Below are 14,702 nucleotides of genomic sequence, written 5' to 3' on the forward strand. Positions count from 1 at the left end.
GCAGGCAGTGTCCGGGCGAAAAAAAAACTCCCACCCCGGATTCCGGGGTGGGAGCGTGCTGGTGAGTTTGGTTCAACACAAACCCGTGTGTCTTACGACACCCATGGATTAGTTGATGTTGCCGTTCGCATCCATGGTGTAGCTGGTCGTGCTGTCCAGATGCTGAGCCGTAGCGGCAAAGCCGGTTTCGTTACCGGAACCCTGGATGCTGACACGGGTGGACTGAACATAACCGTATTCCGCAGCGGTAACGGTGGCTACGTTACACGCCTGGGAAGAACCCTGCTCGGCCCAGTAAGCTTTACAACCCAGGTACAGGTTGTGCAGGTTGGACTTGGAGTCCGAATTGTAGGCACGAGCTTTGTACTGGTTGAACTGAGGGATCGCGATCGCCGCCAGGATACCGATGATGGCGATTACGATCAGCAGCTCGATCAAGGTAAAACCTTTTTCGTTTCGACTAATCATTACTTCTCCTCCTGATGAGAGTTAACAGTTTCTGGAACAAAACCTGACTTCTGGGATACTCGTCGTATTCGTTTGCCCACATAGGTTGCAAGCTATATGCCGAAAACACCCAAATCCTTACTTAATTTTAATAATTCGTTTAATAACAATAATTTAAAAAATAAGGCGGCCGTTTGTCCAATAAAAATCGCACGGCTTTCCCTCCCAAAAAAGACAATTATTGTCACCCCCGGAGACAAAAATTGTGAAAACCCTTTTGATTTTAAAGGTTGCGGCCCCCCTTCATTGGAATGCGGTGCTATTCCTTTACTAATGCCCCCGGCTGGAAGAACAGACCGGGCGAGTTGACCCCCAATCGGGCGTGCAGGGAATTGGCCAGAAGAACCGGGCATTTATCCCTTTTCGACGCTTGCGTTTTTTTCTTAAATAAAAGAAATCAAACCGATAAGATGGCGGTATTGACAGGGGCCGCAGGCAGCGGCACCTTCCTCTGGCCGATATCCATTTTCCCGACTCGATTTCATGACCACACCATCCCACGAACAAATCGGAATATTGGGCGGCAGTTTCGATCCCGTCCACAACGGCCATCTGGGCCTGGCGCGCGAGGCGCGGGCCGCCTTTTCCCTGGACCGGGTGCTGTTCATTCCCGCAGCCCTTCCCCCGCATAAACGAGACCGGGAGATCACGCCGACGCACCACCGTCTGGAGATGCTCCGCCGCGCACTGGAGGATGAAAACGGATTCGAAATTTCGGAAATTGAAATCGAAAGAGGGGGAGTGTCTTACACGCTGGACACGTTGGAAGGGTTGCAAAGTCGATGGCCCGACGCCGAGCTTTCTTTAATTATGGGCGCCGACACGTTTCGCGATTTTTCAACCTGGAAGCAGTATGACCGCGTGTTGAAAGCGAGTCACATCCTGGTGGCGTCCCGCCCCGGCCACACGCTCGACGAAGCCGCCGAAGACATGAAAACCCTGATCTCCGACCTGCCGTTTTCCTACCGGCCGGAGGATTCCGACGACACACGGCGGACGTATTTCTGCAGGGAAACCGGACGCCGCATCGCACTCTTTCCAATCCCTCCGGAAGCCGTATCCTCAACGGAAATCCGGGATGCCTTGAGGCGGGGTGACGCGGTCAAAAAGATGTTGCCACCTGCCGTTGCAGGGTATATCATGGCCCATCTTTTATACCAAGCACACCCCCATCCGATGTCTTGATGAGAGAGTCTTTAAGCGAACTCCAACAATTGGTGGTTGACGCGGCCACCGAAAAAAAAGCTTCCAATATCATTCTTCTGGATCTGAGAAACCGCACGGACCTGACGGATTATTTCCTGATATGCAGTGGGAATTCCAAAGTCCAGGTTCAGGCCATCGCGGACAACATCCTCGAAAAAACCTCCGGCACTCCCTACGACGCGGTCGCACAGGAAGGGTACCAGCAGGGCAACTGGGTGATCCTCGATCTTGGAGACATGATAGTTCATATATTTTTGCAGGAAGTCCGGACGCATTTCGACCTGGAGCGGCTTTGGGGAGATGTCCCCGTGATTGCAGCGATGAGCGAATGAACGAGTGAACGTGAGGAGATTCCGGAACCATGGACAAGAAGAAAGTTTCCGAGCTGAAGTCCCAGTTGATTCAGATCCGATCAGAAATTCTGGGAGACTTGGAAAAGAACATAAAATCCAGCCAGGATGAAGAATTCACCAAACTTGTCTCGGATGTGTCCGACGACGCGGCGCGTTCCTCCTCCCGGCAGATGCTGCTCAACCTGGGTGAGCAGGAACGGCAAAAACTGAAACTGGTGGAAGAGGCGCTCGAAAAAATCACCACGGGTGAATACGGGGTGTGCTCGGAATGTGAGGGTAAAATTCCCGAGGCCCGTCTTCAGGTGGTGCCGTTCACGCGGTATTGTGTAAAATGCCTGGAAAAACTGGAACAGGAAGAAAAGCTCAACAGGCGCATGGAATCCTTCGGAGACGATCCGGGATCCATTTCCTGAATTCCGCGACACAAACTGTTTGATCAACCATTTCACAACCTGAATACGCGACGTGACCTTAAAACTGATCTCAACCCTGATCGTTTTTGTCCTGCTGATTGTTTACTTCACGTTTCTCAATCCCAGCGACGTCGAGGTTTATTTCACCCAGCACTTTTCCCTGAAAATGCCCATTGTGGTATTCATGCTGGGATCGATCCTGGTCGGAGTGGTGTGCACGGCACTGGCGACGGGGCTCCAGCAGTTCCGCAACTCGCTTCGACAGTACGGCAGCAAGCGGGTGGTCCGGAAGCAGGAAAAACTGCACCGCAAATGGGAAGAGCTGTTCCAGAAAGCGATCAACGAGATCACCAGTGGCCAGCGGGCCAAAGGCATCGCCCTGTTGGAAAAAATTCTCAATCAGGCACCGGAGCATTTTGAAGCGCTCGCTCATCTGGGTGATCAATTGCGGGAGGAAGGCGACCCCGAACGCGCCGTCACCATGCACCAACGGGCGATCAAGCTGGACCCGGACAACCTGCCGGTCCGGTTCGCGCTGGCCAGGGACTACGCCGCTCTGGGCAACGTTGAAAATGAAATCGCCACCCTGAAGGAAATCCGCAGCCGCAATCCCAACTCCCTTCCCACCCTGCGCCAGTTGCGGGATGCGTTTTTGAAAGCGGGCAATCCGGACCAGGCGTACCAGATGCAGAAAGCGGTCATGCCCCTCATCCACGACGCCGGCGAGCTCGCGCAGGAGCAGGAGCTGTTCAGCCAGATCACGTATTCGAAGGGATACCAGCTTTACCAGGAAAAGAAAATCGAGCCGGCGATTGTGGAACTCAAGCGCGCGCTTCGCGAGAACAACCGGTGTCTTCCCGCTTACCTCACCCTCGGCCAGCTTTACCTGGAAAACAGCAACCCCAAAACCGCGATCAAATTCTGGAAGGACGGGTTCGACATCACCCAGTCACCCATTTTCCTGATCCGCCTGCAGAACCTCTACGAAGACATAAACAAAGTCCATGACAGCTACAAGCTGTACCAGGAGGCGATCAGTAAAGCTTCCAGTGACCCCCGGCGTGAACTGTTTTCCATGCTCTACGTGCACCATCTCTTCCACCACGAAGAAAAAGACACGGCCATGGAAGTGCTCAACAATATCGAACATCCCTCGCTGTCCACACAGATGTACAAGATCAAAGCCCTTCTGGATCGTAACGATTATGCGCAGGTGGACGAGATCATGCACGCCACCCACAACCGCCTCGCCACCGCCATCGAACAGTACATCTGCTCGGCCTGCCACCACAAAGGGAATGCCTGGTATGCATTTTGTCCGGAATGCCATGCCTGGAACACCCTGCAGTTGCAGGTGGAAATCTCCCTTTAATTCCAGGTTTCACAAGCCAAAAAAAAACATGGGTCCGAAGACCCATGTTTCTCCTCCTCCAAGTAATCCTGCGGCATTGCGCCGGTGCTGCGAGAATTTTTGTTCCGCCCGACCGCTTAAGGGTTCATCAACCGCGCATCGAGCAGACGCGTATTCTTGGAATACGTTTTCGCCGACAAAAGAATCCGGTCGCTGAAGAGAAAATACAGACCCTCGTCCGGATACCGCGCCACCTGGGCCGTCAGCGATGCCGGCACCCCGTAACTCGCCACCACGTCCTCGAATTTCGCACCGAGGCGGATTTCTCCCTGGCTGAACGCGCCTTTGAAATTCGGGCCGATCTCAATGGCTTCCACCACCTTGCCCTCAGTCAATGCACGGATCACGAGATCATGATTGGGATAAGTGATCTCGATATTGTCCAGACCCGGATCCGTACCGCGATTGATCTTGATGAATTCGGGAATGCCGAGAAGGTCGACAGCTGCCTGCAGGGGCATGTCCACCGACAGGTTTTTGCCCACCACGATGTCCGCCGGTTGGGTTTCACCGGGGCGCGGCGCACACTCCTGTTTCTGTTCCTGCACCGGCGCCGGTGCCGGGGCAGGCTTGGGCGCGTCCTGCGCAAATACCGGATGCGCCGCAAAAACGAGGCTCATGACCAGCAAAAAATAGTTTCCGGATTTCACAACTCTCTCCTACAAAAGTGGACCCGTTAATCTTGTCAAATCCTGCACCCTTCAGATTGGAACCGGCCCCGGTCCCCCTCATAACAGTTTATCTATCAATGGATTATGACAAACATTATAGCCGATTTTCACATTCAGGTTAAGCGGATAATTGAATTTTCCTGCAAAAAATCAATGACTTCCCCCAAAACTGCCAATTTTACGGGCTATTTGGGCAAATTTTAATCCGGAAATTCCGGTTTGCGTCGCCGGTCCCGCTTCTTTTTGGCCTTGTCCCGTTCGAATTGCCGCCACTTGTAAGGGTCCTCTTTCAGTTGACTGATGGTATCGCGCGACTCTTCTTCCAGCCACAGATCGTCGAGGGGCGTCGATTTCTTCGCCCCTTTCTTCGTTTCCTTCGGCAAAAATTTTCTTCGCTCCTCGGCTTCCTTGTTGGTGAGGCCGAGTTCCATCGCAATGAGGTCCTTGTCACTTTTCAGATTCTTCCGGCGTGACAGCGCTTCTCCGCGCGTCTTGATCTCTTTCGCATTGACCAGCCCGCTCCGCCATGCATCGGGAATCGCATCCAACCCGTAAAGCGCTCCGGCCCAGGCGCCCACCAGCGCGCCCAGCTTGTCGGCTTCGCGTCCATGATTGAGTGTGGCGGTGAGCACCGCATCGAAACCACCTGTCCCTTCCACCAGCATCAGCAACCCAAACGGCAGCAGGGTGAGGGCATGCCCCTGCGTCGGATGCACGATGTCCAAACCGGTGAAGTGCGACGCATTCTTCGCGATCCATTTGCCCAGAGCATCGCGTTGCCCCGGCCCGTACCGCGTTTCCAGTTCGCGAAACGTTTTGCTGAACGCCTGCGGATCTTTCTCCACCGCATGCCAGACATCACCGTGCTCCGTCTGCAGGGTCGTTTCCACTTCCCCGCAAAACGCCGCCGCGTCGCCAAACAGGTGCTGCAACCCACCGGGCTGGGCAGCCGGTTCAAGGTCTAGGCAGCGGGTCACTAGAAACCCGGTCAGCGCGGTGCCGACGATCTCCCAAGGATGCCGGCTGAACAGCCGCGCCGTTTCCACGCACTGACTGCGGAAGGTGACGGAATTGCGTTTCATGTACACGGCGAGCGGCACGGCCACGGAGAACGTCGAGCCGAAGGCATAGGTTTCACCCGACTTTGCCACGGCTGTGCGATTGGGAAACGACTCGACGGTCTTGTAAAAGCACCCCTCCGGCCGGCGGAACACGCCGAAGTAGCCTTCGGGTCCGTTCGCCCCCATGCGCATCAACACATCGGCGACTGCTTCCGGCTGCGGTTTTTTCGTGGTCAGCAAAACCTCACTCACCGCCAGCGCCGCCTGCGTCTGCACGCCGTACAGACCCTTCATGCGGTACCGCTTCACACCCTTCCCGATGTGAGGTTTCACATCGTGATAGGCATCGACGGTTTTGAAATACTGCTTGACCGTTTCGGGTTTGAGGCCCTTCACCGACTGGCCGAGAGCGTCGCCGACGGCCATGCCGTACCAGCTGCCGAGGGCTTTGTCGTCGGAGGCGCTCATGAGGCGGGCTTCATGGAAACGGGAATTACCGGATGGCAAACAGGGGGGTGGGCCGATCCTGCCGGGCCACCTCCACCGGCACCGGTGAAGCGGCGAGCGCACGGTGCGCGTGATTCAACGCCAGCTCCGGCCGGTTGTTTTTTTCGCTCAGATGCATCAACACCACCTTCTGAAGATTGGCGTGATTGAGAGCACTCAACATTTCGGCGCAGGTCTGGTTGGAAAGATGACCCGTATCGCTGGCGACGCGTTTTTTGAGCGGCCACGGGTACGATCCGTTGATCAGCATGTCGGGATCGTGATTGGCCTCGATCAGCAACACGTCCACCCCTTTCAATCGCGCCTCGACGGTGGGCGTGGAGGAACCGAGATCGGTGGCGTGACCCAGCTTCACCGATCCGCACCGGACGACGTAGGCCACGGACTCCGCGGCGTCGTGCGGCGTGGGGAACGACTCGATGCAGAGATCGCCCACCGCCACCTCATCCTCGCGGCCGATACACCGCGCCTTGTCAAACGGATCGTGGTGCCGTCGTGCCGCGTCAAACGTGCCCCTGGTCGCGTACACGGGAATGCCGTGTTTGTTGAGCAACAACTTCATGCCGCGGATGTGGTCGGAATGCTCGTGCGTGATGAAAACGGCATCGAGGTCGGTGACGTTGCGTTGGACCGCCGCCATGCGCAGCTTGAGTTCGCGCAGGGACAGGCCGTTGTCGATGAGGATGCGCGCGCGGTCGCTTTCGACAAACAGCGCGTTGCCCTTGCTGCCGCTGGATAAAACGGAAAATTTCAGAATATCCCTCTCCTCCCCTTTTCCGGACACCGTCCGGGAAACGCGTGGATTCGTCGCCCCACTATAAAACTTTGTTTAAAGGAATTCCCCTCTGAATTGCATTTTCACTCCCTCCTTATTAAGGAGGGAGTGAAAGAGCCGTAGCCATTTGGCCGGAGGGGCCGCCCCGGACTGCGTCCGATAGCACAGTTGATATTTCGAACGGGGCCACTGACCCTCGTTTCGCCCATCGGGCATCACCCAGCCTGACACGGGCCACGCCCGTTAGTCGTGGTCGATCTGGGCTTTCTGCAGTTTGCCGCTGTAATCGACGAACACCGACTTCCATTCCGAAAAGGTTTCGAGCGCGGCGATACCGACCTCGCGATGGCCGTTGCCCGTTCCCTTGATGCCGCCGAACGGCAACTGGATTTCCGCACCGATGGTCGATGCGTTGACGTAGGTCAGTCCGGTTTGCAGAGTTTCGACGGCCTTGAACGCGCGGTTGACGTCCTGCGTGTAGATCGCTGAAGACAATCCATAGGAGGAATCGTTGACGATGTCCACCGCCTCCTCAAAACTGCTGCAGGCGATGACGCCGACCACGGGACCGAAGATCTCCTCCTGCGCGATGCGCATTTTGGGATCGACATCGGCAAACACCGTAGGCTGGTAAAACCAGCCGTTCTTGAGGGCCTTGCCGTTGGCGTAATTGCCGCCGGTCAGCAGTTTCGCACCTTCGTCCTTGCCGATCTGCACGTAGCGGTGAACCTTCTCTCGCGCCCTGTCGTTGATGAGCGGACCCATGTCCACTTTCTCTTCGAGGCCGTTCCCGAGTTTCAGCTTTTTCGCCCGCTCGACCAACATGTCGGTGAACTTCTTTGCCACTTTTTTGTGGATGACGACTCGGCTGCAGGCCGTGCAACGCTGGCCGGTGGTGCCGAACGCACCGAACATCACCCCCTCCAGAGCGAGGCTCAGGTTGGCGTCGTCCATGATGATAATGGCGTTTTTGCCGCCCATCTCCAGCGAGTACTGCTTCATCCTCTGGGCGCAGGCGCTGGCGATGCCGGCCCCGGTCTGCGTGGAACCGGTGAACGACACCATGTCCACATCCTTGTGCTCGACCAGCGGCGCACCCGCGTCGGGTCCGAAACCCGTGACCATGTTGACCACGCCGGGGGGCAGTCCCGCCTTCTCGAAAATGTTCATGAAGTTGACCACGGTCAGCGGCGTGTCTTCCGCCGGTTTGATGACCGCGGTGTTGCCGCAGATGAGTGCCGGAATCAGTTTCCAGGACGGGATGGCGAGCGGAAAGTTCCACGGCGTGACGCAGGCGACGACGCCCAGCGGCATCCGCACCGACATGGCGAATTTGTTCCTGAGTTCGGAGGGAACCGTTTCCCCGGCCATGCGCCGGCCTTCGCCCGCGGCGAAGTAGGTGAGGTCGATCGCCTCCTGCACGTCGCCGCGCGTCTCGGAGATGATCTTTCCCATTTCCTTCGTCATGTCCTGAGCCAGCGATTCCTTGTGCTTCACCAACAGTTCGGCGACCTTGTACATGATCTCGCCGCGTTTGGGCGCAGGGGTTTCCCGCCACATCTTTTTGGCCTTGGCCGCGGCGGCGACGGCCTTGTCCACATCCTTCTTGTTCGATTTCTGAAACCGTCCCAGCACCTGGTTGCAGTTGGCGGGGTTGGTGTTTTCAAAAATCTCGCCGCTGGATGAGGCCACCCATTTGCCGTTGATGTAGTTTTTGTATTCCTTGGTCATGCAACACCTCCGAATGGAAATGCGTTGAGATAAGACTGGCGGAGCGAAAGGAGATCGATCGTTGACACAGGCCGGAACCCTCCGGAGACCCATGAAAGCCCGGGTTCATGGAAAACCGGGGCCTGGAAAAGAAAACGCGGTTGAATCACCGCTCAATTGGAATATAGGTAAATGATGAAGGGAAGTCAAGCGGACCGGAAGGGGCGTCCTGGTCCGGGCCAATCACTTGGAAATCAAAACTTTTTCCAGTTCCGTCTCGGGGACGGCGTCCACGATTTCCACCTGCCCCAGGGAGCAGACGAGGATGAAGCGAATCTTCTTTTCGCGCGCTTTTTTGTCGCGGTACATGGACTCGATGTAAGCGCGGGCTGGAAATTCCGGAAGCGCGGTGGGCAGGCCGTAGCGGTCGATGAGTTTCGTGATCCGCTCCACCGTAGCGGCGTCGCAGTATCCCATCTGGTGCGACAGGCGCGCCGCGATCACCATGCCGATGGCCACGGCCTCGCCGTGTTTGTATTGCGTGTATTCGGTGAGGGCTTCCACGGCGTGGCCGACGGTATGGCCGTAATTGAGCACCATGCGGTAATTGCTTTCGCGCTCGTCCTTTTCGACCACCCGCGCCTTGATGGCACACGAGGTTTCGATGATGTGGGTGAGGGCCTGCGGGTCCTGGGACTGGATCGCATCCACGTTGTCCTCGAGATACTTGAACAAATCGGGGTCCTCGATGACCCCGTACTTGATGATCTCGGCCATGCCGGCGCGAAACTCGTCGGAGGGGAGGGTCTTCAAGGTGTTGAGGTCGATGATGACGGCGCGCGGCTGGTAGAACGCGCCGATCATGTTTTTGCCGAGCGGGTGGTTGACAGCGGTTTTGCCGCCGACGCTGCTGTCCACCTGCGACAGCAGGGTGGTGGGCACCTGCAGAAACGGCACGCCGCGTTGATAGGTGGCGGCGACGAAGCCGGTGAGGTCGCCAATGACGCCACCGCCCAAAGCGACCATCAACGTGTTGCGGTCGTAGGCGTGTTGCATGAGGTGGTCATACACCACCCCGGCGCTGGCCAGCGTTTTGTGCGCCTCGCCCTGCGGAATTTCCACGATGCGGTTTTCGATGCCGGCCTGTTTCAGGCCGGCCTCCAGCGCAGGGCCGTACAAGGCGCGGATGGACGGATGGGTGACGATCACGGCGCGGCGCAAACCGGCAAGCGAAGGCACGCGGCCGCTGATGGTGCCAAATAGATTCTGGCCGATCAGGATGTCGTAACTCCTGTCGGCCAGATCTATCCTCAAAACTTTCATTGAATCCTATTCGATGTTTTCCCGCACGATGGTGGGCGTAACGAAAATCAGTAATTCCGAGATGGTATCATCTTGCGAACGATTCTTGAAGAGATAACCGAGAATCGGAATCTGGTGCAGGTATGGCACCCGCACGCGGGCTTCGTTGATTTCCTGCTGGAAAAGGCCGCCCAGCACCACCGTGGCACCGTTGTCCACCAGCACTTCGGAATTGGCTTCCTTGGTGATGATGGTCGGTACGCCGTTGACCTGCTGACCAAAGTCGGCCTGGTTCTGGGTGGCAGTGATCTTCATGTACACGTCCTCTTCCGCCGTGATGTGCGGTTTTACCGTCAGGTTGATTTCCGCATCGACGAACTCGATCTTGGTACCTTCGTTCGCGGAGAAAGTCTGATATGGGATCTCCCGGCCACTGCGGATCTTGGCTTCCTTGTTATCCAGCGTGGTGACCTTGGGATTCGCAATGGTCCGCGATTTACCCTCACTTTCGGCTGCGGCCAGGATCAACTGCAACTGGTGGTCCGCATCGCTCATGGTCAGGGTGTACAGGCCGGCGGGGTTGGCCACGTTGGCGGCGAGGTCCACCACGAACTCGCCGTTCAGCGTGGTCGGGAAGCCCGGGTTGGCCACGTCGATGTTATTGTTCAACGTCCATTGCAGTCCGAGGTCCTGGGTGAACGACCGCGCGATCTCGATGATACGCGACTCGATCATGACCTGCGGGGTTCGGATATCCAGCGTCCGGATCACCGACACCATTTCCTCGATCTTGTCCTCAATGTCGGTGAGGATCAACGTGTTGGTGCGGGTGTCGGAGGAGATCTGGCCCCGGTCGATCGACTTGATTTTTTCCAGGTTCTTCACCATCTCCTCGATGTCCGCGTAACTGATGCGGATCATCTCGGTCACCAGCGGTTCGGATTTCTTGGCTTCCTCCAGCGCCGCCTTGGGTGCAATGCGAATGATGTTTTTCTGGCATTTGCGGGCAAGCCCGTAGTTGTCCAGTATCAATTCAAGAGCCGTATTCCAGCCGACATCCACCAGGCGGACATTGACATTTCCACTCACGTCCGGAGACAACACCACGTTGAATCCGCTGACATCGGAAATGATACGGAAAATGTTTTTCAGGCTCGCGTCCTGGAAGTCGAAGGTATAGCGTTCCTTCTGTCCACCCAGCAGGTTGCCGCAGGTGTCTTCCACGCTGGCCTTGGATCCCGATTCATAAAGGGAGCTTTCCTGTTCTCCGCTGGCCATGCCCATTTCTTCCTCAAACGAGGAGGCGGTGCGGGTGTCCTTGTTTCCTGCTTCCATGGAAGCGGCCTGAATGCGGACGTCCAGGCTGTTGGGTCCGGTTTTGACGATTTCGTAACTGGCGGTCTGGTTGAGACCGATCTCCAGGCGCAGCACTTTGGCTTCTTCAAAGTACGTCGGGGTGACCGTACTGACCACTCCCTTGTTGACCTGGATGGCTCCGCTCAGCATGCCCTGAGACGTTCCCGGAAAGTCCAGCACCAGGCGGAGCGGGTTTTCCAGTTTGAAGGCAGTGTAATTCACCGAGCCGCTGATCTGGAGCTGAATGGAAGTTTCGTCGCCTTGCTGGTCCGCGGTCAGGTTCTGAATTTCGTTTATGGCCGAAGCGGGCGCCTCTTCGGTCATCTGGGCGACATTCCAGACCTTTCCTTTTTTTCCATTGATGGTTTTCCCGGATTTGGTGACAGAAATCCCCTTCATGTTTTCCGGCTTGACGGAGGTGTGGCCCTTGTCCCCCGTGGCGCCGAAAACCGGGAACGCCGTCAGGCACACAGCCATCACGACGGCGGTCAAACAAGAGATATGAATTTTCATGTTTTTGGTTTTCACAACACGCTCCTCATTCATCGGCCGGTTTAGTAAACTCCAGATATCGGGTTTGGGTCCGGATGTTGCCCTGATAATCGCGGATACGTTCAATAATGGTGATCTTTTCCTGATCAATGGCTTCGACCACGCCGTAACGCGGTCCAAGCAGAGAACCGACGCGGATGGTATGTCCGAAAGTATCCGGGGTCTCCACCAAGGCAACGGTCTCCTGACCGTTCCAGATGAGGCCGGACAGTTTCAATTGACCCAGTTCATTCTGCAGGTCGGACCCGATCTGCATGGACCCAACCCCACTGGCCTTTTCAATCAGGTTCTTGTAATTGCTGATTTCCTCGACAACCTCGTCCTTACTCATGTCCCGCAGCTCTTTCTTGTTCTTAAACAGCGCCGCATAGTATTCGAGGTCGGAATGGAGTCTCGGGTCCGTTCGTTTGACTGCGCGGTAGACCTCGTAAGGAATCGACGGAAGGGTTCCCAGTTCCTGGTCCATACGGCTTCGGAACAACTGTTTCTCTTCCATTCTTTCCTTCATGCGTTCCCGCCGGTCCTTGTCTTCCTGCATCTGCTTCTGAATGGCTTCAATATCCACTTCATCAATCTGAGGCACGAAGGGATCCCGTTTGTCCGTGAACATGTAGCGCAGACCGGGAGCGAACACGGCTTTGAGAGTGTCAAAATCTTCTTTCGTGGATTTGAGCCGTCGCACCACTTCTTTCAAGGCACTTTCCGCCCGCCGATTCATTCTGGCGATACCTGCGGCGTTGCCCTCCTGGTCCATACGGTTGTACCAGCGCCCTTCGGGCGATTCATAAAACCGGACCATGCGTTCGACATCACGGTCGCTGAGGGCTTTGTAGCGGAACAGGTTGTCGATGATGTGCAGGGACCGCTGATGGTCGCGCATTTCCATCTTCAACTTCATGACCAGCTTTTCGGCGCTGCCTACGGCGAAGAAATCGTTCAGCGGCGCCACGGTACGAAGCATCGATGCCTTGAACTTGATATCGTAATCCACCTGCGACTTGGCTTTCTCCAAACGGTCCATCAACTCCAGGCGTTTTTTGTCCGGAGGGTGTGACGTGATGCGCTTGAGAAAGCTTTCGTATTCGCCCCATCGCTTCACATAGCTGGAGTCCAGCGCAGCGATACGGCGCCCCAGCGGCGAACGGAAAAACCGGATGGCCCGGCGGATGTGCGTTCGGTTGAAACCATCTCGAAGGGCCCGGAATTTGGTGTTGTAAAACTCGTTGGTGTTGAACGCTCCCTCGTACACTTCATTGATGAGGGTGATGTGCTCTCTTGAAAGCCCCAACGATGACAGCAGGTTCGGATTGGTGAACACGGATGGTTCCATGGTCATGCGCGCCACCAGAGCCTTTTCCTTCTGGGATCCGCTTAGCACGAACAACTGCCGAACGAGTGAAGTCTTGTTTTGCGTTCTGGCCGCCTGGAGTTCCGGGACCCACACGGCAAGAACCATCCAGGCCGCCATCAGGGCCGCCACGAACCAGCGCACACCGCGGGTGTCCGGGAATCCGTTTAAATATTGTGTCTGCGTTTTCATCGTCGCGTTCCACATATGGCTTTATTCACCCTCTTTCTCGGAGCCTTCAATGTATGCAAACGTTTTCGCCTGAATGTCCGTCTTCAGCAAAAGGACCGACTTGCGTTGAGCCTCACCCATATCGCCTTTCACAGGAACCTGGGTGGTCTCCCGAACCATTTTGAGCTTGGAAATATTCACCATGCGCAACAGGCTCTGCAACGTGTCAAAGAAACCGGCCGTATGGTAGTAATCCCCGGTGATGGTCATGGTGATGGGGATTTCCTTGTAAAATTTCTTTTCGGACGCTTCATCCAGCCGGAACGTCACAATGTTCACGTCCAGGAACCGGCCCACATCCGAAATTTTGTTCAACAGCGTGGGCAGTTGCTCAACCAGCGGAAGCTGGCGTTTCTTTTCCACCAGCGTACCCGAAAGCGTGGCGACCTGTTTGGTGATCAATTCCTTCTGCGACACTTCCTGCTGGTACAGTTTCAGCTTGTCCTCGGTTTTACTCATCTTGGTTTCCAGTTCGCGATACTCATCCTGGTAGGCACTGTAAATTAAAAGATAATAGGCAATAAAAATGCCGAAGCACAGCGCCGCTCCCACCATGATGGCCTGGGGTTTCTGGAACCGATCCAGTTTGTCGTATGGAATCTTGTCTAAAATTTTATCCATGGATCATCCCTTTTGCGGAGCGTCGAGTTTGAGTACGTGACTGTAAATGATGAATTCCTTGACCGGATAATTCTTTTTCCACTTCTGCTCGGTCCGGGCCAGCATCACATGGTCGAAGTAGGGAAGCTCCCTCAGTCTCTCCACGAAATGAACGATGGCCTGATGGTCGTCCCCCTGGCCCGTGATCTGGATAAACTGGTGTGGTTCGTGTTCGCGCCCTTCCTTCTCCGCATTGGCCTTCTCTTCATTGATGGCGGCCTTGTTGACGCCGAGAAAAAGATCCGGGATATTGGCCAGGTCGTCCAGCGTTCGCTGCTCCACCACCGTCAGCCAAACCCCGTCCGGGAGGCTCTGCCCCAGGTCTTCCAGCAACTCGGTGGTGCGGCTGCGCTTGGTACGAAGCCCGTCGATTCCCTTGATGATGTCCCCGTAACGTTCCTTTTTCTTTTTGAGCTTCTGGACTTTCCTGTAATCCGGGGTCAACGCGTTCACCTGGGACTGCACTTCCTCGATATCGCCTTCCAGCTGCGCAACGGTGACCAGCTGCCATGCCCACACCAGAAAGCAGGCCACGCCTGCGAGCAAGCCGGCGCTCACAATGCCGGCAAACAGCTTTTGAATGATGATTTCCCGGACAATGCGCTGGTAGTCGTATAGATTGACGCGAATGAGATTCAT

At 56.0% G+C, this 14,702-nt stretch carries 15 protein-coding genes; 4 read left to right on the top strand and 11 right to left on the bottom strand.

The genetic code is table 11. From position 1 onward, the window contains the following. Nucleotides 1-108: 108 nt before the first annotated feature. Nucleotides 109-468: a prepilin-type N-terminal cleavage/methylation domain-containing protein gene (locus ACTRXA_RS08305; RefSeq protein WP_005007504.1), complete on the bottom strand. Its 360-nt coding sequence runs from the start codon at nucleotides 466-468 to the stop codon at nucleotides 109-111. Between the two features lie 92 nt (nucleotides 469-560). After that, nucleotides 561-860, bottom strand: a complete 300-nt coding sequence (locus tag ACTRXA_RS08310) for a hypothetical protein (protein ID WP_442426745.1) — start codon at nucleotides 858-860, stop codon at nucleotides 561-563. A gap of 130 nt (nucleotides 861-990) precedes the next feature. On the opposite strand from ACTRXA_RS08310, the gene nadD reads away from it, so the two are divergent. From nadD to ACTRXA_RS08330, 4 genes are read left to right on the top strand one after another with little or no spacing between them, the layout of a single operon-like run. Continuing rightward, nucleotides 991-1,692 (top strand): nicotinate-nucleotide adenylyltransferase, encoded by a 702-nt coding sequence (gene nadD, locus ACTRXA_RS08315; protein WP_442426746.1) that lies wholly within the window; start codon nucleotides 991-993, stop codon nucleotides 1,690-1,692. Continuing rightward, nucleotides 1,692-2,045, top strand: a complete 354-nt coding sequence (gene rsfS, locus ACTRXA_RS08320; RefSeq protein ID WP_005007501.1) for a ribosome silencing factor — start codon at nucleotides 1,692-1,694, stop codon at nucleotides 2,043-2,045. The genes nadD and rsfS overlap by 1 nt, the downstream gene beginning before the upstream one ends. Nucleotides 2,046-2,074: 29 nt before the next feature. Further along, the gene (locus ACTRXA_RS08325) at nucleotides 2,075-2,479 is read left to right on the top strand and encodes a TraR/DksA family transcriptional regulator (protein WP_442426747.1); all 405 of its coding nucleotides are present in this window, start codon (nucleotides 2,075-2,077) and stop codon (nucleotides 2,477-2,479) included. 52 nt (nucleotides 2,480-2,531) lie between these two features. Next, the gene (locus tag ACTRXA_RS08330) at nucleotides 2,532-3,851 is read left to right on the top strand and encodes a tetratricopeptide repeat protein (protein WP_442426748.1); all 1,320 of its coding nucleotides are present in this window, start codon (nucleotides 2,532-2,534) and stop codon (nucleotides 3,849-3,851) included. Between the two features lie 116 nt (nucleotides 3,852-3,967). Here ACTRXA_RS08330 and ACTRXA_RS08335 read toward each other — a convergent pair whose 3' ends face one another. From ACTRXA_RS08335 to ACTRXA_RS08375, 9 genes are all read right to left on the bottom strand, one after another. Beyond that, a complete protein-coding gene (locus tag ACTRXA_RS08335) occupies nucleotides 3,968-4,540 on the bottom strand; it encodes a hypothetical protein (protein ID WP_442426749.1) in 573 nt (190 codons plus the stop codon). Nucleotides 4,541-4,761: 221 nt separating this feature from the next. Then, entirely contained in the window at nucleotides 4,762-6,090 is a 1,329-nt protein-coding gene (locus ACTRXA_RS08340; protein ID WP_442426750.1) for an ADP-ribosylglycohydrolase family protein, read from the bottom strand. 25 nt (nucleotides 6,091-6,115) lie between these two features. Next, nucleotides 6,116-6,913: an MBL fold metallo-hydrolase gene (locus ACTRXA_RS08345; RefSeq protein ID WP_442426751.1), complete on the bottom strand. Its 798-nt coding sequence runs from the start codon at nucleotides 6,911-6,913 to the stop codon at nucleotides 6,116-6,118. A 234-nt stretch (nucleotides 6,914-7,147) separates the two neighbouring features. Then, on the bottom strand, nucleotides 7,148-8,635 hold the full coding sequence (locus ACTRXA_RS08350) for an aldehyde dehydrogenase family protein (protein WP_442426752.1): 1,488 nt from the start codon (nucleotides 8,633-8,635) through the stop codon (nucleotides 7,148-7,150). A gap of 222 nt (nucleotides 8,636-8,857) precedes the next feature. Continuing rightward, a complete protein-coding gene (gene aroB / locus ACTRXA_RS08355; protein ID WP_442426753.1) occupies nucleotides 8,858-9,937 on the bottom strand; it encodes a 3-dehydroquinate synthase in 1,080 nt (359 codons plus the stop codon). Between the two features lie 6 nt (nucleotides 9,938-9,943). After that, nucleotides 9,944-11,800 carry a type IV pilus secretin PilQ gene (gene pilQ, locus ACTRXA_RS08360; RefSeq protein WP_442426754.1) on the bottom strand — a complete coding sequence of 619 codons (1,857 nt, stop codon included), beginning with the start codon at nucleotides 11,798-11,800 and terminating at the stop codon, nucleotides 9,944-9,946. Nucleotides 11,801-11,810: 10 nt separating this feature from the next. Beyond that, nucleotides 11,811-13,364, bottom strand: coding sequence for a pilus assembly protein PilP (locus ACTRXA_RS08365; protein ID WP_442426755.1), 1,554 nt, complete (start codon nucleotides 13,362-13,364; stop codon nucleotides 11,811-11,813). Between the two features lie 21 nt (nucleotides 13,365-13,385). Then, on the bottom strand, nucleotides 13,386-14,024 hold the full coding sequence (locus tag ACTRXA_RS08370; RefSeq protein ID WP_442426756.1) for a type 4a pilus biogenesis protein PilO: 639 nt from the start codon (nucleotides 14,022-14,024) through the stop codon (nucleotides 13,386-13,388). Nucleotides 14,025-14,027: 3 nt separating this feature from the next. After that, a complete protein-coding gene (locus tag ACTRXA_RS08375; RefSeq protein WP_442426757.1) occupies nucleotides 14,028-14,702 on the bottom strand; it encodes a PilN domain-containing protein in 675 nt (224 codons plus the stop codon).

The organism is Nitrospina sp. P1_D6, assembly GCF_052156615.1.
GTDB lineage: Bacteria > Nitrospinota > Nitrospinia > Nitrospinales > Nitrospinaceae > Nitrospina.